The sequence below is a fragment of the Streptococcus sp. 27098_8_12 genome (assembly GCF_041432115.1).
Classification (GTDB): domain Bacteria; phylum Bacillota; class Bacilli; order Lactobacillales; family Streptococcaceae; genus Streptococcus; species Streptococcus parasanguinis_V.
The window spans coordinates 63,162-85,367 of record NZ_JAPVZA010000003.1; the positions used below are offsets into that span (position 1 = coordinate 63,162).

Below are 22,206 nucleotides of genomic sequence, written 5' to 3' on the forward strand. Positions count from 1 at the left end.
CTTCTAGTGTTCACCAAATAATTTTTCTGCTTGCCAGTTCATATAATCAAAAACACCATTGTTCACCTGACCATACTGTTTTGCAATTTCTCCTTTATTTTGTAAATATACCCAAGCACTTTCTGGTGAATTGTCCCCTCTAGCGGACATCAGCTCACTAACTTCATTAACGCCTGACAACACTAATTGAGTGGTGTACCAGTGCCTAAAGATATGGGGTGAAATATTATTTTCTTGCAAGAGTTGACCAAAAAAGACAACCTCTGGGTCATCAGATTTAAGAAATATTGGGATCATTTCTTCGCGAATAATCTTACGAAATCGTTGATAGTACACATCGTATGATAATGCTTTACCCTGCTTGTTAAGGTTTAATGGACCAAAATCTTTCTCATACCTTTTACCCTCTAGATAACTCATATAGTCATTATAAGTGTCTAAAAAGACCTCCAAGAAGATATAAGGTACAGCTTGAAGTCTTTCCTTTTTAATTCGTCCAGTTGGCTTTAAATCACTTCTAAGGGGCATTTCTTTTCGCAGATCAATCTCAATCTTAAATACTTGATTATCACTTTGGTGAAATAAGATACCTGCTCCCAAAGGACTATCTTCACGTCTTACATTACATGCTTCTGATGGTCTCAAACCAACAAATGCTCCCAAAGCAACAACCATAAGTAAATCCTTGTGATATTGAGCAATGTGAGCAAAGAGCATTTCAAAGGCGCTGTTTGGCATATCTCTAAAAATTGACTTCTGTGCGTTGCTATCATCAACAAATATCTCAAAATTCAGTTCTTTCCGTTTAATGACTCTACCTCGTCTATTAGTGAATGTATTGATAGAATAAAGGTCTTCTGGCTTCAAATTAGCCTTTCCTTTTCGTTCATTCAAGTATAGAGTTAAAAAATCAAGAACTGCATTTACACATTTTTCGACTGTACTTTTCTTTCTATTTTTTCTATCTTCTGGAAGTTGTCCTAAACCATAAAGCATAAAAAACTCCTTGACCATTTCTAAAGTTAGTTGATCAAGATTGTTAACCCCAACTGTTCCGTAGATAAAATTCAAAAACTTAACAACGTATGAAAATCGTTTGTTTCCATCGTCTGAAATAGATTTAATCTTTGTGGCAGATTTTACATATCTATGAAAATCAGTGAATTGTAATGTACCATCATCATGTTTGAGTGCAATCAATTGCTTTGTAACGATATTATTATCACCTAGAATTAGCGAATGTTTATATACAACAAATCTCATGTTATCTCCTTGTTTATTATGACTGAAGGTTCTGACTGTGTTTTATGATGTCAATACACAAAAAAACGATCAAATCAGTACCATTTTCCTTTGTGCTCTAAACTGCATAAAGGGAATATCGATGAGTACTTTCATTGATCGTTATTATTATTTAAATTAATTCAATAATAAAAGTAACTTCATCTAAGTAATAAGAGCAATTTATTAGCTCAGCAACAACGATAACCACAGCAACTCCTTCTAAACGATGAAAGGAATATCCGCCGTGGCTATCTATTTACTTTTTTTCTTTTACTTCTGTAAGTTACTTTTGTTATTTTTACTTTTTCTGTATTATATCATATTTTGATTAAATTGTCATCTAAGAAAGTGATTTTAAAAAAACTGGAAATTTTTTCAATTGTATATTTTGACAATAAAAAACACTTTTATATCAATTTAATGATTTTAGAGCGTTTTATAAAATTATACTATAAAATGAAAGAGAATTACACACTCAACTCAAACAACTTATAAAACTCACCTCTCCTATCCATCAAATCACTGAAAGAACCATCTTCAACAATAACGCCATCTTTCATAAAGAGAATTCTATCGTATTTTTTCAAAATGTTCTCATTCAACTTGTGGGTTACTACAAGTGCAGTCAAATTTTTAATATCCAAGATTGAACTTTCAATTTCAGTAGTTACTTGATTATCCAAAGATGAAGTAGCCTCATCCAATAATAAGATTGGTGTTTTTCGAATCAAGGCGCGCGCAATACTAACTCTTTGTTTTTGTCCGCCAGATAAATTTGATCCATTCTCTCCACATAAAGCTTGTAGACCTAATTCATTTTCTAAAACATAACTTTCTAAACCTGACTGCTGTACAGCTTTCTTTATTTCCTCATCAGTGAAGGATTGATTAAGAGTAATATTTGCTCTTAAAGTATCATCAAAGATATAAATATCTTGCTGAACAATCGTCATCAAGTTATAAAGACTCTCTGCTGAAATAGCTTGTATATCTTGATTATCAATTGAAATATGTCCACTTGTTACATCATAAAAACGCAGCAATAGATTGAGCAAAGTTGATTTTCCACTCCCTGACATTCCTACAATTGCAATTTTTTCCCCTTTTTGAATCTTCAAAGATAAATGATTAAAAATTTTTTCTTCAGCATTAGGGTAAGAAAAGTCTATATTTGAAAAAGAAATGACATCATCGAAATATTCTTTCGTTTCACCAGTCTGAAGTCCAATTACATCTTTTACCTCAAATGCATTAAGTGTTGCTTGCCCTTCACGAAATTTACTCATTCCCATACCAATTTCATTTAGTGGCATTACTACAAAATTGACTAGTTGAACAATAGCTGTCACACTCCCAATTGTGGTAGAACCATTAAATACGAGGTACATCCCTCCACCAAAAGCTACCAAAAAAACAATCATCCCTGAAAGCTGTGAAATAACATTTGCTAAAACATCAAATTTTCCTTTTATAAAATATATCTCATCCAATTTTTCACTTTCATAACTATAATCCTCACAGATAGCATCTTTCACATTAAAACTTTTAATAACAAGAAATCCTGCTAAAATATCTTTAACCTTAGCTAAATACTTCTGATCTGCAATCATGGCACTCTTTTGAAGATAAGCTGATTTTTGTCCAATGAATCCAGAAATCATCATTGGAATAATGCTAGCAATGATAACCAATAAGGTCAAATACCAATTACCTATAAACATAGCTAGGAGCGAAAAAATCATTAAGGAAAGGTTTTTTGAAATATTAAAATACTGGTGTAGATAATCTTGCTCAATTTTCTTCATATTTTCGGTTAATACAGAAATAAATTTCCCTGATTTTTCTTTAGAAAAGTCTCTATAATCCCTATCTAAAATAGATTGGAACACCTTATTTTTGTATCTTGACATGATTTGCCTAACAAGTTTATTTTTCAATCGAAGAGATATAAAGTTGAGCCCTGCATATATGAGAATAACAATAGCTCCTACTAGTACCGCTTGAGTTAAGGCTTCTTTATTTTGAGACATGCCACTATCAATAATACCTTTAATAGAATAAGCAAAAGCAATATTAGTTAAAGGGACCAGTATATTAAATATCATGAAAGCATAAAAAGCCTTCTGATGGTTCTTTATCAATTGTTTCATCCTTAATCTACCTCATAATTCTTAATTTAATTTAGAAAATGTGACATAAAATATTCTTCTAAGTCAATATTCTCTCTCCTAATCTCTTTCATAGAGACCTGTTCTACAATTTTTCCATTTTTGATAAAACCAATTTTATCTGCTATCTGTGAAATTTCCGATAATATATGACTCGATATTAGTATTGTAATTCCATGCTCCTTAGAAAGCGACAACAAAAGATTTCGAATTTCTTGAATTCCTATTGGATCTAAACCATTGATTGGCTCATCTAAAATTAACAATTTAGGTTTTGTTAGAAAGGCACGAGCTAAACCAAGCCTTTGCCTCATTCCTAACGAAAAATCTTTTACTTTTTTAGTCGTATTTTTTAATCCGACCATTCTTAAGGCTCTTATTATATCTGATTCAGTAATAGTTTTCCCCATATACTGAGCGTGAATTTCCAAAATTTCTTTTGCAGTGCAGTTATCATAAAAAATTGGTGATTCAATAATACTTCCAATCTGACTTAGGATTTCTTCTCTGTATTCTTGTAGATTTTTCCCAAAAATTTCAATACTACCTGATGTAATTGTTGATAAGGATAACATACATTTCATTAACGTTGTTTTTCCAGCACCATTCGGTCCTAGAAAACCATAGATTTCTCCTTCAGCAATTTGAAGGTTGATACCACTTAAAATTTCTTCTTTATCAATTGTTTTAAAAACTTCTTTTATTTCAACAATATTTCTCATTTCTATCTCTCTTTCTATATCCAGTTTTAAATGCAAGAATTTTTCTCCCAGAGCATAAATACTAATTTATACAGTCTCTTTTTTTATAGAAATCATTAAGGAATTATCACTTTCCTTCAATTAAACTTAGGTATGCTACTTGATACTAATATCTTGTCTTGAAATATTAAAAATTGAAAATGAAGTAATCATTAAACTTATGAAACTTGCAAATATCAAAAAGAATAAGTTATCAGCAATATTATTAGATAAACTTCCTGGACTTACATTTGAAAGTAATGCTGCTAAACCAAGTCCTGAAAGCATTGTTATAGCTGTTGAATGTTTAATCATACCTAAAACAAATGGTAGTAACCCTATTAGTACTGTTGCAAACGTTATTCCAGCCAAGTTAATTAATTGACTAGCTAGAGGGATATAACTAGATTCAGTTACAACAGCCATGAATCTAATGAATAATTGAGTCACTAAATGTGCAGAAAAATGGGCAATAAATGCTATTAGAATGACTGAAAGAATTTTTCCCCAAAGTAACTTTATTTTAGAAATAGGGTAAGAAAACAACTGAAAAATTGTTCTTCGTTTAAATTCATCAATAATAATCGTAGATAATAAATAAGATTCGAAAATCAAAAATGCTGCTTTTGTAAATAAAGATGAAAACAATGAAGCTACAATTGCCCAACCTTCCCATTTACCAGTAATTCTAATAACATTAGAATCCTGTCCAGTAAATTCTCCTAGTTTATTGTCAGTACCTAAACCCATAATAATGATTGCTGTAATACCTAACACTATAAATATAGTACACAACCAGGCTAAAAATAATTTAGATTTAGAAACTTTATTTAATTCAATTTTAATAAGCGACAACATAGATTATTTCCTCCAAAGCGTAAATAAAGAATAAACTATTCAGACTAATCTCGACAAATATTTAAAAATAAGCTTATTTTACAGACAATGGCACCATACATACTATCGGTATGTATATACTAAAAACAAACATACCCTCGGTATGTATAATAGATTTTTAATAACACACTTAAAGTATGTTATTTTTTAACTATAAATTATGTAAGATAATTTATTGAATTGATAACACATAAATAGAAATTAGTATTAACATGAATGTCATGCGACTACTTATTTACTATTTTTTTAAGCGATCAAATAAGTTGAAAATCACCTCCATCATTTCATCAGAAATTAACTGTACCCCTAGACCTTCAAAAGTAAGTTTAATGAAATTCATTTTACGCTTTAATTCTACTAATGAAAAAACGGAAATTTGAAAACCAATCCAAATATTTAGAGATAAAACAATTAAATCTGCTAGCTCTTCTGGATATTCTGTTTTAATAGACCCATCTTCAACTCCTTCGTAAACCTTTTCTCTAATTTCGGGTAAAAAATCAGAAAATAGACCTAGATACTGCTCTCCCAATAAGCGTGGACTTCTTAGCATGATTGAGGCAGAGTAAACGAGCCTTTGGTGTTCAAAATTAGAGAAAGAGTCCATCAAAGAATTTTGTATCTTTTCTAATCCAGTATTTCCTCTCCAATTATAATTTAAAATTTCTTGATTATTTTCGCTAATGATTGTTTGCAGTATATCATATTTAGACTCAAAATGATGATAGATAACACCTTTTGTTAATCCACCTAATCCATCTATGATATCTTGTATTGATGTATTATCAAATCCTTTTTCTAAAAATAGATTTTTAGAGACCTCTAGTATTTTTTTTCTAGTTTCATGTGAGTTTCTATTCCTTGCCATTTTTGTTCCTTTCTATCATACCGATGGTATGTAATTCTATTGTAGTGGAAGTAACTAATAATGTCAAGTTCTTTATTGGAAAATGCAAAAAAAGCCTTATAATCAAGGCTTTTATATACTTTCAAAAATAATCCTAATAAATTTCCATTCAACTTCATCTAAGCATCTTTTCAAAAAAATAAATTGACAATCTCATCTTCCGAAAATCCTAGCTCACCTAGATTTTCAAACAAAATTTTCACTAGCTTGTTCGATTCTTGATATCTTAACTCCTTTATTTCTTGCTCGCTTGCTATGACAAAATATCCTAATGTTCCACAGCTAATAACCAAATTCTGTTCTTCGAGAACTTTCATTGCTTTTTGGATTGTTGCTGGATTACACTTCTCATTTTCTGCTAAACTCCTTATCGAAGGAATTTTTTGTCCAAGCACATAATCACCTCTTAAAATAGTTGTTCTTAATTTTGATGCAATCTGTAAATATAGATGGGGTTTCATTTAATCTTTTTATTTTCCTTCCCCCTAACAATCTTCCAATATGCAGAGTATGGAATTACTGTAGCCAGTAGAAGATAATATTTATTTGCAAACATATCTGCAACACCTTTTGCATTGAAATGGATAGGAACTTCCTCTGGGAGAAAACTACAAATAACAACTATTATGACTGTCATCCCTAGCAACACCAAAATATCTTTTGTCAGTCTGTTTTTCATCTTATTTTCCTCCTTTAACTAGATAAAATTCGACTTGCTCATTGTTATATAAACACCCATTGTAATAACCAATAAAACTACTGATACTACCTGCAAAACAAATGTAATCGGAATATTTAACACCCAATTAAGAAAAATAGGCGTAATAAGTACAATCATACCAATAATTCCAGTCACAATAACAGGTAGACTTTGTTTGACGACTATCATCTCACTGTCCCAATCATAGTTAGGATATTTTTTATTTAATGAAATTCCGATTACCGTTATAAAAAGGGAGTAACATATAGGAACAATAACTAGATTCATAACTTGAATAGGATTCATATCAAGTTTCAGCATAAATACTGATACAGAAATCATATATCCAATCAAATGAAGTGTAAGGTTGACAGCTATCTTAGCATTTAAAATCATTTTTATCTCAACCGGAGAACTTTTCAAAATCCAAATATTTTTACCTTCTAAAGATATAGATGAAGCTGCTGGACAACTGAGTGAAAGCATAGATGCAATAAAGACGGGAGCTAAGTTTGAAAGATACTCATTTATATTTTCAATTCCTGCAGAATTTCCTATTTGACCTACAGAATTAAACAGGAAACATATACTAAAGACACATAAAAGAATCACTCCAAGCCCAGCATTCAAGACTGCCATATAAGAACTTAAAAATCGTCCAAGCTCTTTTTGATACAAGGCAAAAAATACCGATTTTCTTTCATAAGATACTTTGTCATTAGCATAACTTGATTTTGTATTGGCAAGTGTATTAAGTAGTCCATACTTCAACGAAGCAATTTTGACAAATAGATAAAAGACGACTATTGAAAGAACTATATAAAATCCCATCCCATAGTACATTGGAAAATTGTAGTATGACATAAATAGTCTAGAAATTGGATACAGTCCAGTAATTTGCTTAGCCAGAGTAACCCCAATACTACTTTCATCACCTGATTGCAAAGCTGATAATGCAAAATATCCAATTATACCTAGCATCGCAAATGAAAAAATAAGAGAGATAACATTTTTTCTTTTAAAAAAAGATGAAGCGACAACAATAACGAGTCCCATGCATGCCGCTATACACATGGGGATCAAAGGGGCAAAAAATATAGAAGTAAAATACAATATAATCTGTAGGAGGTTTAAACTTCCGTTCAAGCCCCATACAATTCCACCCGGAAGCATAAACATCAAGCCTATTAAAAAATTCAATAAGTACATAAACATGAACTTGCTGGTGATAATATACGAACTTTTAACAGGTAAGGATTGGAGAATTTCCATATCTCGACTGCCAAATAAAATGCCATTCGAATAAAAAACTGTCAAAAATAATATCGAAAAACTTGAGACAGAGACCATATATGCCGGAATCAAGTTTTGTTGTCCAACTTGTACCAATGTTTTAGCTGTTAGGATATTATAAAAAAAGCAAAATAAGGCAAGAGTTACTATGCCAAAACTCGCAATAGCCATTGAACTTTGTTTTTTATTTCCCGTCTCTCTAATCTGGTTAATGGGAAAAAAATTTATCAATTGTGCTCTAATTAGTATCCAAATGTTACTCATTGCCCTGCACCTCCATGAAAAATGCTTCCAATGATTCATTACCTTTGATATCTCCTGTATTACCACTTGCAACTAACTTTCCATTTTTGATAATGGCAATCTTATTACATAATTTTTCCGCAACATCCAATACATGGGTTGAAAAGAAAATAGCACCTCCATCTGAAACACACTCATGCATAATTTTCTTTAGTAGGAAAGTTGCTTTGGGATCTAGCCCAACAAAAGGTTCATCTAAAATCAATAGTTTGGGAGAATGTACAAGTGCAGAAATAATGGCTGTTCGTTGCTTCATACCATGTGAATATGAAGAAATTATCCCCGAAAGATGCTCAGTCATATCAAATAAATCACCGTAATTTTGGATTCTCTCCCTGCGTATTTTTGTAGGAATTTCAAACAGGTCAGCAATGAAATTAATATATTGAAGTCCTGTCATATGTTCATACAAATCTGGATTATCTGGGATATACGCCATCATTTTTTTACAAATAACAGGTTCTTCTTTAATAGAATGACCGTTGATAATTATACTTCCGTCTTCAAAATCATGGATACCGACAACTGCCTTTATCGTTGTCGTTTTTCCCGCACCATTTGCTCCAATAAAACCATAAATATCTCCAGGCTGTACTGAAATAGATAGGTTATCCACAACCTTCTTATCCCCATAACTTTTACTAAAATTCTTTATCTCTAACATATTTTCACCTCTATTGACAATTTGTCAGTCATATTTTGAAATAATACCGATAGCTTGTTTTGATTCAGCTATCGGTACATAGTTCTCTTTACAAACATTCTATCTTTTTTTAATTGCTAAAGAGTCCTTTTGTATTTAGGTTTTGTTCCAGCATTATCTTAAATGCATTCAAGTAATCTTTGACAGGTTCTTTCTTTGATGTTTTTATACCTATGTTATTTGAAACAAAAACATAGGCTGTCATAAGAAATTCTGCTGTTTCAGATGGATATTTTACAGAAAATACTTTTTCTGAGATGCCTTGATTTATTATCCTCTCAAAATATATAGTCAGTTTTTCAATGAGCTTATGGGATAACTTATCTAACATATAACGATTTTCTTTAAGATCAACCGTCTTTTGTAACTCAGTTCCCTCCGCTGAAACGTTATCTGTAGAGATTATTGTGGCATCTATAAAGGCTCTTATTTTTTCAATAGCAGTTTTGTCGTCATCATTGACAATCACATGAATATCTCTCAATAATTTCTCTGAATATCGTTCCACAAGACAATATAGAATATCTTCTTTGTTCTTAAAGTGATAGTATAACAAACCTCGTGATATATTTACCTTATCGACTATATCCTGAGTTGTTGTGTTCGCATATCCTTTCTCCATAAAGAGGAGCATAGAAGCATCCATAATCTCAGCCCGTCGAATTTCCGGATCTTTTACATCTCGCATTTTATTCCTCCTGATTATAAATTATACTGCTCTACTGACAAATTGTCAATTATAAAATTATCTTTTTGAGGATAGCAAAAAATCCTTGACACCAAGGCTTTTTCGTCAACATTTTTTTCTAAGCTCGTACAAGCAGTGATACTGCCTCAACGTGTGCTGAGAGCTTTCTTCTATACTAATAGACGAAAGGGTGTGAAAATGATTTTTAAATGATACTGTGGAACGGAACAGTAGCCCTAGTATTGACTACTGTCGTTTCTATTCATATTGGCTATTCTAGGACTGAGATGAAAAAATCTATAAATGCTCAGAATAAAATTGAACCCGCAAATCTCCCCAAAACAATGGTGAGTCATGTACTTGTATTATTCCGAAAAAATACACCTCTGGTGCAGTGAGACAAATTGGTGTATCTTATAGTGGCTTCGTAGATGAAAGCTATACTCTACTATCACTCTTTGATGATGTAGAACAAATTGAAAAAGATAATAGACTTCAGACAGCTATTGATGTTGTCAGAGAACAGTTTGGTTTTTTAGCCATACAAAAAGGAACCGTCCTAACTGAAGGTTCCAGAAATATTGAACGCAGTAAACTTATCGGTGGTCATTCCGCGGGTGGATTGGAGGGATTAAAATGAAACAAGAAAAAAATACAGTACAATTTTCAGAAATCCGTAGCAAAGGATGTAATGATATTGAAATGCTTGAAAGATTTTTACATGGAATCGTTGAAACAGCAACTTCAAAACTTCGTCAGAGAAAACTCAAAACAACTGAAATATCGATACGACTAGTACATGCTAAATCTGAAAACCGATTACCATTGGAATTTACATTTAGCATTAAGCCAACAAGCTCATCTGTGATAATCTATACTGAGGTAATCAATCGCTTTAAAGAATGTTACACAGGTGGGGGAATTCAAGGTTTTACGATTCAATTTGATAAAAATACCCTTGCCTCTGCATAGAAAGGATTTGATATGATTGACCGTTCATATTTACCATTTCAATCAGCAAGAGAGTACCAGGATACAAAGATGCAAAAATGGATGGGCTTTTTCCTATCTGAACATGCATCAGCACTCTCTGATGATACAAACAAAGTAACGTACATGTCTGACTTATCACTAGAGAAGAAATTATTACTCCTCAGTCAAGTATACGCCGGGCAGCTACGCACACGCATTCAAGTGATTGAAAAAAACAAGCGTGTTTCCTACACTGGAACAATACCAAGTCTGACCAAAGATTTCATTTTGATAAAAACTACAACAGGTCACATCAATTTGAAATTAAAAGACATTATTAGTATTGAACTTGTCGAGGAGGTGCTCTATGAATCAGCTTGAGTTTCAGCGTAATCACCTACAAATGGACTATTATAGCGAGAGCTACCAAGATTTTGAACGTGACTTCTACCGCTACTCTAACATGAATATTCCATTGACCTTCCTAACTGATGATATCCTAAAAACAATGGCGACTTCACGTAAGAATTACTTTGTCCTCAATAAGGAAAAGTCCAGAGATAACCGCGATCACTTCTTCATATTTGAAGTAAGTACCGTAGATGAGAATCCGCTAATCTATCATTATACATATAAGAAAACTACAATATATTTAGCAGAAAAATAGGAGCAGTTCAATTGACTGTTCCTATTTTTAATATTCATAAAATCTAAAGTCTTTATACTCTTTAACAATGGAGTCGCCAACCAGAACAGACTATACTGACCAGCGACTACCTTAAATTTAATGTTTCAGATTTATTTTCTTATCTCTAATTTCATAAACTACATCTGCTACATTTTCGAGTAATCGTTTATCGTGGGTGATAAACACGATAGTTCCGGTGTACTCCTTCATTAGTATTTCCAAAGCCTCTAAACTTGGTATGTCAAGGAAGTTACTGGGTTCATCCATTATTAGGATGTTATATCTACCCATGAGCATTTTAGCAAGCAACAATTTTATAATTTCTCCACCGCTTAAAACAGATAAACTTTTTCCAATATCGTTCTGTTTGAACCCCATAGATGCTAGCACTGAACGAATTTCTGATATATTGTAGTCACAATCCTTCTGCATAAACTCCATAACATTCTGATTACTGTTGTACTTGTAACCATTCTGTGCAAAGTAACCTATTTTTGCCTTAGGCGAAATAGAAATTCCTTCTTCATGGTTTAAGATCATTTGGATTAAAGTTGTTTTTCCGATTCCATTACCACCAGTTAACGCCACTTTTGCTCCTAACGGAATTTGAAAAGATGCATTTTCAAACAGAGCCTTATCCCCAAATACTTTATTAATTTCTGCACCGACTATAGGGTATGGATTATGGAGCTCCAATGCTTTACTTTGCCTGAAACGAATTCTGCGAATGCCTTCCGGAGCTTCTACTTTTCCTAAGGCCGCAATCCTGTGCTCTAGGGTTTTAGCAGCATTATACATCTTTTTTTCCTTACTTCCTATTGATTTTTGATGAGCTAAACGCCCTCCGTCTTCAGTACTTTTTTTCTTTGAAGAACCTTTTGCCTTCTGTTCTATTTTACGAGCCTGTTTTCGCTTTTCCTCCGCAGCCCTTTCCAATCGGGCACGTTCCGCAATAAATTGTTCGTATTCTGCAGCTTGGCTCTTACGTTCTTCCTCTTTCTGACGAAGATAATCAGAATAGTTTCCCCAATACTCAGTGATTTTGCCATCTTTCAGTTCCCATATTTTATCTACTATTTCATCAAGAAAATAGCGGTCATGGCTAATAACTAACAGTGCACCTGTAAAATATTTTAGCTGTCCTATTAGAAAATCAATTCCTTCACGGTCTAAATGGCTCGTAGGTTCATCCGCTAAAATACCATGAACCTGTGCCGATAAGGCCTGTGCTATTTTAAGCCTTGTTTCTTCACCACCGCTCATAGTCTGTATATTTAATTGCTCAACACCTAGCTTGCCTACAAGTGCAAAATCTTTTTCCTCCTGCAGAGTTACTTCGTCCAACTGGGGAATATAGGCAAGTTCACCCAGACGATTCATTTTACATCCTGGGGGAGTTAATTCTCCTAAAAGTACCCTGAGTAAAGTGCTTTTTCCAGCACCATTTGCTCCTACTAAACCAATACGGTCATAATCATATACTTCTAATTCATTTATATCTAAAACATCGCGTCCTTTGAATTCCACACGAATGTCTTTTGCTTTTAATATTAATTCCATAACATTTCCTCCTGTCTATAATCGCATGCTTTCATTTGCTTGTATGCAGGGAAAACCCTGCGATTTTAGCAGGAAGAGTTACATGAAAATAAGATACATAAATATTCCTCCAATATTGTTTATTTTAAATCTAATTTTCTAACCTCAGTTATCATTTGGCAAACTATAGCAATGCCAATAATTAAAATACCTGATAGTAAAAACCAATGATTTACACCGATTTTATCAGCAAAGAATCCAGAAAGAATTAACCCAATTGGCATAGCAAGTGACATGATACTTCCGATCAAAGAAAATACACGTCCTAAATATTCAGGCTTAATTTTCTCCTGAAAAAGAGCTGTTTGCACACCGCTATAAAATGGCACCGAAAGCCCCATTATTGCACAGCAAACTACGAATATTACAAATCCATTTGGAGGAAGTATTCCCGAAACGGCTAAACTGGTCCCCATTATAAAAAATGAACTTGTTATTAGTAATACATGCTTTTCGAAGCCCCCTAATCTTCCTAATAATAAGCCTCCTGCTAGCATCCCAAATGCAAAGGAAATTTCCGTAATAGAAATATGCACAGGCGTTCCATTAAAGTGTTCCATGCTTATTAAAGGAAATAGTGCATTGATTGGCATATAAACAAAAGTATATAGTGTTCCTAAGAGTAATAAGGCAAACAATCCTTTGTTTTGTCTCAGAACCACAACTCCTTCTTTCATCTCCCTTATGAAATTTGGTTCTAAACTTTGCACTTGATTACCCAGCTTAGGTATACGTACAATTGCTACCGTAATAGATGCAATCACAGCACCCAATACGTCGATGGCAATAATAGCATTTAAATCCCAAACGGAGTATAAGAGTGCTGCAACTGCCGGACTAACAATATAGCTTATAGACTGCAAAGACTGACTATAGCCTGCGCATTTCGTTAGCTGTTCTTCTGGTACTAAAAGTGGTGTAACCGCATTGAGTGCTGGGGTATGAAAAGCTGTTCCAATGCTACGGATAAACAATACTATCATAATCATCCAGACAGGTAGCTCCATACAGAATGCAACAATAGCAAGCACTGCACCAGCTGCTGCGATAATTAAATCGGCACCAATCATTATCTTCTTCCTATCATGACGATCCACTAGCACACCAATGGCAGGTCCCAAAATCGCATAGGGTAAAAAACCTACTAATGAAGCCATAGACAAGACCATCGCAGATCCTGTTTTTTCTGTAAGGTAAAAAATAATCGCCATTTGCAGGATGGCACTAGTGATTAATGATACTGCTTGCCCTGCCCATATTGCATAAAATTTTCGTTTCCAATTGTTGTATTTTTCCATTTATATTATCTCCTGCATATTATTTTGCTTGAATTTCTATTTTGAATAGCATTCTAGGCAATAAAAAATGCAGGCCAAACCCCACAATGTGGCTTTTGGTCTGCATACATACAATTTGGAAACATTCATATTAAAGACATAGTTAAATAAAGGTATAGTTAAATAACCAATATCCTCACCGTAACTAATGAATGCTCAATATCGTATAAATAAGCACAACAAAAAAGCCTATCATCGGGTATAGATTCTGCTTTTTTTATTGCCAGCTTATCTTAAACGCATTGAGGCTGTCATAGTTTCGGTTCCTCCTACATCTTTGTTTATATCAATTTATAGTATAACACAACAAGATGATATGTTCAATATAAAAGTTATGGAATGAGACTCATACTTCCAATTCGATGCCAGATTTAAAGGATATGACGAAGTTTTCTTCATAGACTGTAACGCTCTGGATTATCTTCCTTAGTAGCAAGCGATTAGCTTTCACAAAATCTTCTGTTTGTAGTTTTAAAAATTCATCAGGATTTTCTAACTCAACCTCAAAATATTTCATTTTACATTCCCTCATTTCATTTATTGATAAATTGAGTTTGCAAAAAAGAGTGGACAATTTTTGTCTACTCTTAACCTTTAAAATAGTTTTTTTTAATCGATTTGAAGTTGCCTAAATTATTACTTATTCGGTAAAATGAAGTATTGCTTTCAACAGATTTCCTTCAACTACACTTCACTTGATTCAAACAAGGTGGGTACATTTCTATTCCCACAAACTCCTTGTCAATGGAAACAAACACGTACCCACAGGGTAAATGGAAATAGAAACTGATAATTTCTAGCTATCACTTCTACTCATTCCAAAAATTTTCTCACTCTGATACTTACCCACCATAAAGCAAAAAGCCTTGCAATCAAGGCTTTCATTATCCCTTTCGTTCAAAGGTTTCTAAGCTTTTACGAGCAGAGCGACACACTCAGCGGTTCGCTATCTCCGTTCTGTCTGCGTGCTAGCACTTGTCAATCACGGACAGCTATCGCATGGGCGGAAGTAAATGCTAATCTTCGTCGTTTTACTCCTTGACTAGCAAACTTACCGCCTCAACATGGGTTTTAGAGGACTAAATGGAGACTGAATTGCCTGATAGCGATGTAGTATTGATTAAGCAATCAACAAATAATGTACAAAACAAAAATAAAGTACACTGCTTAATGAGTGTACTTTATCCTTCTAATTCAGTTTTATCAATGGTTTAGATCTAGTTAAGTCGATTAGTTAAATGAATTTAGGCTATTGCTTTTTATAACGACTATAAATTGTATGTTCAATGCTATAATTTATCTTCCGAATCTACTTCTTCATAATTTATCGGAATTAAAGCAACTTCACTGCTTATAGTAGATTGTTTTTCATTTTCACTTATTTGAATGGCATTTTTGAGTGAAAAAATAACTTCTCTTACAAGATTTAATAAATCTAATGCAAACTCTTGAAGTTCAAATTCAGTTAGATACAGTCTGGTTTCATTATTATCTTCATTATCTTCACTTCCATTAAAAATATTCAATGTTATATTAGTAAATCTGTGCTCTAAATAATTTCTAATAATTTTCAATCGCTTTGAGTTTGGATTAGCTGTTAAAGAATTATCACCATTATCAAAATCTTTCTCTATCCAAAATATAGATGACAGACCAATATTCTTATCCAACATTTTATTTAAATCACTATTTGATCTCCAAATTGAATGGAAATTTACTTGTCGAGTTTTAATTTTTAAAGAATAATATTCATTTATAAACATAGCTACTTTATCTAATAATGAATATAGTGTTTTAAAAGATGCTTTTAATCCTTCAACTCGGATAGAGTATTGTACATAGTCTAGACAATCAATAAGATAAACATTCTCATCAGCATAATGAACCGAATCAATTTCAATGCTATTAAAACAGAGATAACGCGCATAAACATATTCTTGCTTAATTTGATTAAACATAGAAATATATTTGTTTAAATCTTTATCCGATTGAAATAATAAACTTGGTAGTAAAAGATTATCATCATATCTATTTATATCGTCAGCTTGTAAGTCATTAAGTGGATTAAGATACAGTCCGTTATTCCAACACCATTCGCGATACTTTTGTGAATTAGGATTATAATCGATGGTTTTACAAGAGCATTCATCTAAGTCTTTATAATTAAGATATTGTTCGTAAAGTTCAATAAATCGCTTTTCTGCATAATCAACTCTGTTTGGATCTGAAACAGTTATGCTTGTTTCTATTAAATTTTTAATTTTTTTAATAAAGTGGAGGTGTTCGTTATCATTCAAAAAATTACGATAATGATCTAGACAAATAGCCAAGTTACCACTAGCCATTGTGAATCTTGGATTGATTTGTATACATTTACAATACATCTTAATAGCTAACTGCTTTCTACCACAAGCATCTAATAAATTTGCGTAATTAGTGTAAAGTGAACATAATAATGGGAAAACAAACCTACTGTTCTCAGAATTTATATCAACGTTATTTGAAATTTCTATAGCTTTTCTTAAGTAATAAATTTGTTGAACTGTAAAATCGGTATCTATGTTGAAAACTAAGTTATCACTTAGTTCAAATATATCAGCGTATGCTGTCCCAATAGAATAAAATAATTGAATTTTGGAAATATCATCAATAGTGTTTTCCATATTTTTTCCAAATTCTATTAGTCTATAGATTTCCTCTATATTTTTATGTTTAAAAGCATTATCGAAATCCATTGACAATTTAAGTACACTATGATTAATTGGATTATTTGTTAACATCTTCACCCCAAACTAAATATCTCGATTTTAAATTTGATTTTCCTTTATTTTCCTGTTCTTCAACTAACATATCAGATAAAAACTCTTTTATCATGTCCCAATTAAAATTCTCTTTAAATCCTCTACTACCATCAGAAGGAACATTTAATGAAAATGTTGCAAATACGGTTTCACAAGTTCTTCTTGGAAATTTTGCTAAGTAAGAATCAAAAAATGAATTTGAATACCTATAATGATGGCTATGAATAAAGTCTTTCCATGTATTTAGCATAGTCTCTTCGTCTATAATATCTATTACGGAAACTTCTTCAAGTGGTCGGTCTTCAATATTTCCCCATGCTTTTTTCATTAAATTAACAGCATCTACATCGCTCTTAGGAGCACTGTATCCAAAAATAGTTAACATATATGAATGATCGACAAAGTAATCTAATGCTTTCCAACACCAATTTATGTATCCATCGGAAGAATAGTCTTTGTTTTTTACGGGATACAATAATTTTGTTGGATTTAATTTTTTATAACATGTTGGGCAATAGTAATCTACTGTTCCAAACTCAGTATGTTCTTCACAAAAACCGACAGCTACATTCCCATGTAAACAAAGAATTTGTGGCAGGTTCAGAGTAATTTTTGAACAGCGAACATAAGCTTGTATAAGTAAAGGGTCCCAATTAAACGTAGCTATGCAATCTTTATTAGTTAAACTTAATATTAAAAGATCATAAATTGTTGGTTCATCAGGTAACTCCAACGAAGCAAAATAATCATAGAGTCTTTCTTCTAGTTTTTTAACTATTTCGGAGCACTCTTCTCTCTCAAATAATTCTGAATAGATATCTTCTAAATTTTCGCTCTTTGTCTGTAATTCAACACCAGCAAGAATTTCTTCTAAATTTAGTTTTTTTAGCAATCCATTCATAACTGAAGAACTTTTGCCGTTTTTATCACCATCTGGAATTGCTGCAATAGTAGCACCAGCACCTAGAATAACTGTGTGCGATCTCATGTCATTTCTCCTGAAAGTCTTTTGACACTATTATACCACTGTATCTACTTTATTTATGCTTCAAATACTAATCTTATAACTATAAATATTTTAAATAAAATGTACAATTGAACCACCACTTCTTCTACCGTTACTAGAGTAAAAAAATGTACAAATCAATTTCTTCGATTAGCTGATATTATGCACTAGCAAACATACAAAATACCATTCCAAAATAATGTACAAAATAAAAATAAAGTACACTTTTTAAAGAATGTACTTTATGCTTCTAATTTAGTTGTATCAATGGTTTAGGTCTTGTTTGGTCAATTGTACATAAACTTTTAGTTTTCCTTTCTATACTAGATCCCTTTTAAACACAAAACAATCAGCAAATCTCATGGATTTACTGATTGTTTTTCTTTTCTAACTTATTTTTCTACATATCGAAATGGAATCTTGCTACCACAGAGCCAATTATAGACTCGATCATTGACTTGAACATTCATAGCTTCGTGGGCATATTCTGGCATGATTAAATGCTCTTTTGGACCTTCTAATCGATTATAAATGGCAAACTGCGTTTCAGGATAACAGACATCATCATCTAGACCTGTAATCATGTGAACCTGTCCTTTGATACGATGGGCAAAATTTTTCACATCAATATAGGCCAAAGTCTGCATCAAACGATCTTCCGTTTCATGGAATGGATCATGGAACTTGAAATAACGGAAAAGCTCGTCATAGGCCTCACTGGTATTTCCGATCTCTAATACCCGTCTGAAATCCGATAAGAATGGATAAATGGCGACTGTTCGTTGGATTCGGGGATTTAATCCAGCAGCAATCAGGGCCAGGGCACCACCTTGAGAGGCTCCGTAGCTGGCAAGTTTGCTGTCATCTACTTGAGGAAGGTTGGCTACAATTTCAATTAACTGGTAAAGGTCTAAGTAGATATCTTTATAAAAGAGCTCATCCGGACCTTCCACGGCTCCACGGATAATCTGTCCTTTTACCGTATTCCCAAGTGGTGAGCGATCTCCGTCCGTTGAATAGCCTGATTGCCCTCTTACGTCCATAGATACAACACCATAGCCAGCTACTGTATAAGCCAGCATGTCGGACCAATCCCAACAACGGCCCATATAGCCGTGAAAATGGAAAACAACGGGAACCTTTTGATCCGTTTTTGGGAGGATCATTCTTGAATAGACAAGGCCATTTCTGGTTCCTTTAAAGGTTAATTCATAACAAATCACATTTGGAATGCTGAAATCTCGTTCTTCGAGCTTGTATTCTGGCAGTTCAGTAATCTTTGCTAGGGCTTGATTCCAAAAAGCATCAAAATCTGCAGGAACCTCATCCCGTCCCTTGTAATCTTTCATTGTTTCTAATAATTTGGGATCTTTCATAAAATCCTCCTTAAGCATGTGTAATCGCTACCAAAAATGTACCATATTTACCTAAGGATTGCAAGAGACAAATAAAAATTACATAACCGAAATTATGTAATTTAATTATAGATTCAAAAACAGACTTAATTGTTTTACTAGATCTGGATTAGTGGGTAAAGCTGAATGATGAGCCTTACGACCATTTAAATTCACTTCTGTATAGGTTTGATTGTCAAAAATAGATTTTGCTGCTTGGGCACTAGAGAGAGGAACGATGCCATCTGATTTCCCAGCAAAGCTACCGACAAAGTTAAGGACCTCTACTTCTTTATCTAATCGATGCTTCCATTTTTGAAAATCGTCATACATTTCTTGATTGAATTGGTAAGGACTACCAATAATAACCAGCTTGCTCACGGTCACCTTCTTTTTCTCTAAAAAGCCACTTTCCAATAAACCAGTCAAAACCAGTCCACCATTAGAGTGACCCACTGCCTTAAACTCAGTAAAATGATAGTGATCAAGAAGATAGGTTAAAGCAATTTTAAGGGATTCGATTTGCTGCTTGATATTGCTGTAGCCATCTCGATTATTCTCAAAGCCAATCACAATCATAGGGTTTGGCTCTTTTGTATTTAGTCTTCCTTCCATCTCTATAGAATCATCTTTATTGACCTTTATTTTTAAGAGACTTTGCTTTTTTCTAGAAAAGCGATGGAGCATGCGGATGGTTCCGTTGAATCGCTGGATACTGGCTGAACTCCCAGGTACAAAGATAATCGGTCTGATGGGTGGTTTCTTCGATCCTTTAGGAAATTCAAAGGGCTTTCTGTGCGAAGAAAACAATCTTGTAAAGAAACGAATGACTTGTTGAAATAGTTTTTTTAACATCTTTCCTCTAGTAGTAGTTTCTAAAAGAACCCAGAACAGTGTGTTCCAGGCCCTCTTAGAAACGATTATTTCCGTTTTTTCTTATTTTTGCGCATTTGTTTGGCCATCTTGTTCATTGCCCGTTTCATCATAAATTCGCCGGCTTTTCCTTTGAGACCACCGCCAAACATTTGGCTCATATCAGGCATTCCAGCGCCTCCACCAATAGCTGACAAGTCAGGCATGCCACCTTGTCCCATCAAGCCTTCGAGGGCAGACATATCAGGCATTCCACCAGGCATATTCTTCGGCATGTTATTTGGATTGAGCCCCATTTGTTTCATCATCTTATTCATATCGCCAGAGAGGACGCCTTGCATCATCTGTTTGGCTTGGTTAAAGTCCTTGATGAATTTATTGACTTCGACAAAGCTATTTCCTGAACCAGCAGCAATCCGACGACGACGGCTTGGATTTAACAAATCTGGATTTTCTCGTTCAGCTGGGGTCATGGATGATACAATTGCACGTTTGCGAGCAATTTCTCGTTCATCAACCTTAAGGTTCTTCATAGCTGGATTGTTGGCCATCCCTGGAAGCATTTTGAGCAGATCTTCCATTGGTCCCATGTTTTGAACTTGGTCTAACTGATCGATGAAATCGTTGAAGTCAAAGGTGTTTTCCCGCATCTTCTCAGCGAGTTCAAGAGAGCGTTTCTCATCGTATTCTTGAGAAGCCTTCTCGATCAGTGTCAGCATATCCCCCATACCGAGGATCCGGCCAGACATACGGTCTGGGTGGAAGGTTTCGATATCCGTGATTTTTTCACCAGTACCAGTAAACTTGATTGGTTTCCCAGTAATCTGACGGACAGAAAGGGCTGCACCACCACGGGTATCCCCATCGATCTTGGTCAAGATGACCCCAGTCACTTCGAGTTGTTCGTTAAACTCACGCGCCACATTGGCCGCTTCTTGACCGATCATGGCATCGACAACCAAGAGGATTTCATTTGGCTCAGCAAGGGCTTTGACGTCGCGCAATTCACCCATGAGTTTTTCATCGATTTGCAGACGACCAGCCGTATCGATCAAGACATAGTCATTGTGGTTGGCTCTCGCTTGCTCCAAACCTTGACGAACGATCTCTACTGCAGGGACTTCTGTACCGAGTGAGAAGACAGGGACATTGATCTGTTGACCAAGGGTCTTCAACTGGTCGATGGCTGCTGGACGATAGATATCGGCCGCAATCATCAAAGGACGTGCATTCTCTTCCTTGACCAATTTGTTGGCTAATTTACCCGCAAAAGTTGTTTTACCAGCCCCTTGAAGACCGACCATCATGATAATGGTTGGAATCTTTGGAGATTTGATAATTTCTGCTGTTTCTGATCCTAAAATCGCTGTCAATTCTTCATCGACAATCTTCACGATTTGTTGGGCAGGGTTGAGGGTTTCGATGACCTCATGACCTACGGCCCGCTCGCGGACCCGTTTGATGAAGTCTTTTACAACAGGAAGGGCAACATCGGCCTCTAAGAGGGCTAGACGAATCTCTTTGGTTGCCTCTTGGACATCCGCTTCAGAGATTTTCCCTTTCTTACGAAGATTTTTAAAGACGTTTTGTAAACGTTCGGTTAAACTTTCAAATGCCATTATTTTCTCCTATTTTTTCAATTCAGTGGAAATCGTCCGAAATGTTGCAAACATTCTAGTTCTTCGGGTGTGACTTCTTTCATGATTTCTTTTGGATATCCCCAACAGCTAAAACCTATTTGCATAGCTTTGGAGATATCATTGGGCGAGATAATCTGTAGTCGAGTAGGAAATACTTCCTGTACGACTAATAGTTTGCAAGGTATTCCTTGATAAATGACGAGACTGCCCATA

At 34.0% G+C, this 22,206-nt stretch carries 23 protein-coding genes; 4 read left to right on the plus strand and 19 right to left on the minus strand.

Annotated elements, in window-relative coordinates; genetic code table 11:
• Nucleotides 1–3: 3 nt before the first annotated feature.
• From O3629_RS01815 to O3629_RS01860, 10 genes are all read right to left on the minus strand, one after another.
• Entirely contained in the window at nt 4–1,263 is a 1,260-nt protein-coding gene (locus O3629_RS01815) for a site-specific integrase (RefSeq protein ID WP_037600646.1), read from the minus strand.
• Nucleotides 1,264–1,751: 488 nt separating this feature from the next.
• On the minus strand, nt 1,752–3,434 hold the full coding sequence (locus O3629_RS01820; RefSeq protein ID WP_046165602.1) for an ABC transporter ATP-binding protein: 1,683 nt from the start codon (nt 3,432–3,434) through the stop codon (nt 1,752–1,754).
• 26 nt (nt 3,435–3,460) lie between these two features.
• Nucleotides 3,461–4,174 carry an ABC transporter ATP-binding protein gene (locus O3629_RS01825; protein WP_371608656.1) on the minus strand — a complete coding sequence of 238 codons (714 nt, stop codon included), beginning with the start codon at nt 4,172–4,174 and terminating at the stop codon, nt 3,461–3,463.
• 135 nt (nt 4,175–4,309) lie between these two features.
• Nucleotides 4,310–5,050, minus strand: coding sequence for an ABC transporter permease (locus tag O3629_RS01830; RefSeq protein ID WP_009664163.1), 741 nt, complete (start codon nt 5,048–5,050; stop codon nt 4,310–4,312).
• 277 nt (nt 5,051–5,327) lie between these two features.
• Nucleotides 5,328–5,957 carry a TetR/AcrR family transcriptional regulator gene (locus tag O3629_RS01835; RefSeq protein ID WP_009664054.1) on the minus strand — a complete coding sequence of 210 codons (630 nt, stop codon included), beginning with the start codon at nt 5,955–5,957 and terminating at the stop codon, nt 5,328–5,330.
• A 170-nt stretch (nt 5,958–6,127) separates the two neighbouring features.
• The gene (locus O3629_RS01840; protein ID WP_035620602.1) at nt 6,128–6,457 is read right to left on the minus strand and encodes a GntR family transcriptional regulator; all 330 of its coding nucleotides are present in this window, start codon (nt 6,455–6,457) and stop codon (nt 6,128–6,130) included.
• Nucleotides 6,454–6,675: a DUF1648 domain-containing protein gene (locus tag O3629_RS01845; protein WP_009664127.1), complete on the minus strand. Its 222-nt coding sequence runs from the start codon at nt 6,673–6,675 to the stop codon at nt 6,454–6,456. Before O3629_RS01845 ends, O3629_RS01840 begins: the two co-directional genes overlap by 4 nt.
• Nucleotides 6,676–6,693: 18 nt before the next feature.
• Nucleotides 6,694–8,253, minus strand: coding sequence for a hypothetical protein (locus O3629_RS01850; protein WP_009664211.1), 1,560 nt, complete (start codon nt 8,251–8,253; stop codon nt 6,694–6,696).
• Nucleotides 8,246–8,956: an ABC transporter ATP-binding protein gene (locus O3629_RS01855; RefSeq protein WP_009664098.1), complete on the minus strand. Its 711-nt coding sequence runs from the start codon at nt 8,954–8,956 to the stop codon at nt 8,246–8,248. Before O3629_RS01855 ends, O3629_RS01850 begins: the two co-directional genes overlap by 8 nt.
• 109 nt (nt 8,957–9,065) lie before the next feature.
• A complete protein-coding gene (locus O3629_RS01860) occupies nt 9,066–9,683 on the minus strand; it encodes a TetR/AcrR family transcriptional regulator (RefSeq protein WP_009664199.1) in 618 nt (205 codons plus the stop codon).
• A gap of 394 nt (nt 9,684–10,077) precedes the next feature.
• On the opposite strand from O3629_RS01860, the gene O3629_RS01865 reads away from it, so the two are divergent.
• From O3629_RS01865 to O3629_RS01880, 4 genes are read left to right on the plus strand one after another with little or no spacing between them, the layout of a single operon-like run.
• A complete protein-coding gene (locus tag O3629_RS01865) occupies nt 10,078–10,323 on the plus strand; it encodes a hypothetical protein (protein ID WP_001813542.1) in 246 nt (81 codons plus the stop codon).
• Nucleotides 10,320–10,655 carry a hypothetical protein gene (locus tag O3629_RS01870; protein ID WP_000806926.1) on the plus strand — a complete coding sequence of 112 codons (336 nt, stop codon included), beginning with the start codon at nt 10,320–10,322 and terminating at the stop codon, nt 10,653–10,655. The genes O3629_RS01865 and O3629_RS01870 overlap by 4 nt, the downstream gene beginning before the upstream one ends.
• Before the next feature lie 12 nt (nt 10,656–10,667).
• Complete coding sequence (locus tag O3629_RS01875; RefSeq protein WP_000567222.1) at nt 10,668–11,036, plus strand: hypothetical protein; 369 nt, start codon at nt 10,668–10,670, stop codon at nt 11,034–11,036.
• A complete protein-coding gene (locus O3629_RS01880; RefSeq protein WP_001072467.1) occupies nt 11,023–11,322 on the plus strand; it encodes a DUF5960 family protein in 300 nt (99 codons plus the stop codon). The genes O3629_RS01875 and O3629_RS01880 overlap by 14 nt, the downstream gene beginning before the upstream one ends.
• Nucleotides 11,323–11,439: 117 nt before the next feature.
• On the opposite strand, the gene msr(D) is transcribed toward O3629_RS01880, so the two are convergent.
• The 9 genes from msr(D) to O3629_RS01925 all read right to left on the minus strand — a co-directional run bounded on the left by msr(D) (nt 11,440) and on the right by O3629_RS01925 (nt 22,205).
• The gene (msr(D), locus tag O3629_RS01885; RefSeq protein ID WP_000420313.1) at nt 11,440–12,903 is read right to left on the minus strand and encodes an ABC-F type ribosomal protection protein Msr(D); all 1,464 of its coding nucleotides are present in this window, start codon (nt 12,901–12,903) and stop codon (nt 11,440–11,442) included.
• 119 nt (nt 12,904–13,022) lie between these two features.
• A complete protein-coding gene (mef(A), locus tag O3629_RS01890; RefSeq protein WP_000417519.1) occupies nt 13,023–14,240 on the minus strand; it encodes a macrolide efflux MFS transporter Mef(A) in 1,218 nt (405 codons plus the stop codon).
• 385 nt (nt 14,241–14,625) lie between these two features.
• Complete coding sequence (locus tag O3629_RS01895) at nt 14,626–14,796, minus strand: hypothetical protein (protein ID WP_000873143.1); 171 nt, start codon at nt 14,794–14,796, stop codon at nt 14,626–14,628.
• Nucleotides 14,797–15,568: 772 nt separating this feature from the next.
• Entirely contained in the window at nt 15,569–17,059 is a 1,491-nt protein-coding gene (locus O3629_RS01900; protein ID WP_009664121.1) for an LA2681 family HEPN domain-containing protein, read from the minus strand.
• The gene (locus O3629_RS01905) at nt 17,046–18,068 is read right to left on the minus strand and encodes a hypothetical protein (protein WP_036757376.1); all 1,023 of its coding nucleotides are present in this window, start codon (nt 18,066–18,068) and stop codon (nt 17,046–17,048) included. The genes O3629_RS01900 and O3629_RS01905 overlap by 14 nt, the downstream gene beginning before the upstream one ends.
• 410 nt (nt 18,069–18,478) lie before the next feature.
• Nucleotides 18,479–19,462 (minus strand): acetylxylan esterase, encoded by a 984-nt coding sequence (locus tag O3629_RS01910; protein ID WP_070465913.1) that lies wholly within the window; start codon nt 19,460–19,462, stop codon nt 18,479–18,481.
• Between the two features lie 105 nt (nt 19,463–19,567).
• A complete protein-coding gene (locus O3629_RS01915; protein WP_021153217.1) occupies nt 19,568–20,335 on the minus strand; it encodes an alpha/beta hydrolase in 768 nt (255 codons plus the stop codon).
• Nucleotides 20,336–20,400: 65 nt separating this feature from the next.
• Nucleotides 20,401–21,972, minus strand: a complete 1,572-nt coding sequence (gene ffh / locus O3629_RS01920) for a signal recognition particle protein (RefSeq protein WP_049483257.1) — start codon at nt 21,970–21,972, stop codon at nt 20,401–20,403.
• A gap of 17 nt (nt 21,973–21,989) precedes the next feature.
• Nucleotides 21,990–22,205: a 2-oxoglutarate:acceptor oxidoreductase gene (locus O3629_RS01925; RefSeq protein WP_229289729.1), complete on the minus strand. Its 216-nt coding sequence runs from the start codon at nt 22,203–22,205 to the stop codon at nt 21,990–21,992.
• Nucleotide 22,206 lies beyond the last annotated feature (1 nt).

Bases quoted from the DNA above. Each gene is read 5' to 3' on its own strand.
- O3629_RS01855 (WP_009664098.1), bottom strand. From the start codon at position 8,956: ATGTTAGAGATAAAGAATTTTAGTAAAAGTTATGGGGATAAGAAGGTT.
- O3629_RS01900 (WP_009664121.1), bottom strand. From the start codon at position 17,059: ATGTTAACAAATAATCCAATTAATCATAGTGTACTTAAATTGTCAATG.
- O3629_RS01815 (WP_037600646.1), bottom strand. From the start codon at position 1,263: ATGAGATTTGTTGTATATAAACATTCGCTAATTCTAGGTGATAATAAT.
- O3629_RS01860 (WP_009664199.1), bottom strand. From the start codon at position 9,683: ATGCGAGATGTAAAAGATCCGGAAATTCGACGGGCTGAGATTATGGAT.
- O3629_RS01925 (WP_229289729.1), bottom strand. From the start codon at position 22,205: ATGGGCAGTCTCGTCATTTATCAAGGAATACCTTGCAAACTATTAGTC.
- O3629_RS01870 (WP_000806926.1), top strand. From the start codon at position 10,320: ATGAAACAAGAAAAAAATACAGTACAATTTTCAGAAATCCGTAGCAAA.
- O3629_RS01915 (WP_021153217.1), bottom strand. From the start codon at position 20,335: ATGTTAAAAAAACTATTTCAACAAGTCATTCGTTTCTTTACAAGATTG.
- O3629_RS01835 (WP_009664054.1), bottom strand. From the start codon at position 5,957: ATGGCAAGGAATAGAAACTCACATGAAACTAGAAAAAAAATACTAGAG.
- O3629_RS01830 (WP_009664163.1), bottom strand. From the start codon at position 5,050: ATGTTGTCGCTTATTAAAATTGAATTAAATAAAGTTTCTAAATCTAAA.
- O3629_RS01850 (WP_009664211.1), bottom strand. From the start codon at position 8,253: ATGAGTAACATTTGGATACTAATTAGAGCACAATTGATAAATTTTTTT.
- O3629_RS01875 (WP_000567222.1), top strand. From the start codon at position 10,668: ATGATTGACCGTTCATATTTACCATTTCAATCAGCAAGAGAGTACCAG.
- O3629_RS01845 (WP_009664127.1), bottom strand. From the start codon at position 6,675: ATGAAAAACAGACTGACAAAAGATATTTTGGTGTTGCTAGGGATGACA.
- O3629_RS01905 (WP_036757376.1), bottom strand. From the start codon at position 18,068: ATGAGATCGCACACAGTTATTCTAGGTGCTGGTGCTACTATTGCAGCA.
- O3629_RS01895 (WP_000873143.1), bottom strand. From the start codon at position 14,796: ATGAAATATTTTGAGGTTGAGTTAGAAAATCCTGATGAATTTTTAAAA.
- O3629_RS01910 (WP_070465913.1), bottom strand. From the start codon at position 19,462: ATGAAAGATCCCAAATTATTAGAAACAATGAAAGATTACAAGGGACGG.
- O3629_RS01820 (WP_046165602.1), bottom strand. From the start codon at position 3,434: ATGAAACAATTGATAAAGAACCATCAGAAGGCTTTTTATGCTTTCATG.
- ffh (WP_049483257.1), bottom strand. From the start codon at position 21,972: ATGGCATTTGAAAGTTTAACCGAACGTTTACAAAACGTCTTTAAAAAT.
- O3629_RS01825 (WP_371608656.1), bottom strand. From the start codon at position 4,174: ATGAGAAATATTGTTGAAATAAAAGAAGTTTTTAAAACAATTGATAAA.
- O3629_RS01840 (WP_035620602.1), bottom strand. From the start codon at position 6,457: ATGAAACCCCATCTATATTTACAGATTGCATCAAAATTAAGAACAACT.
- O3629_RS01880 (WP_001072467.1), top strand. From the start codon at position 11,023: ATGAATCAGCTTGAGTTTCAGCGTAATCACCTACAAATGGACTATTAT.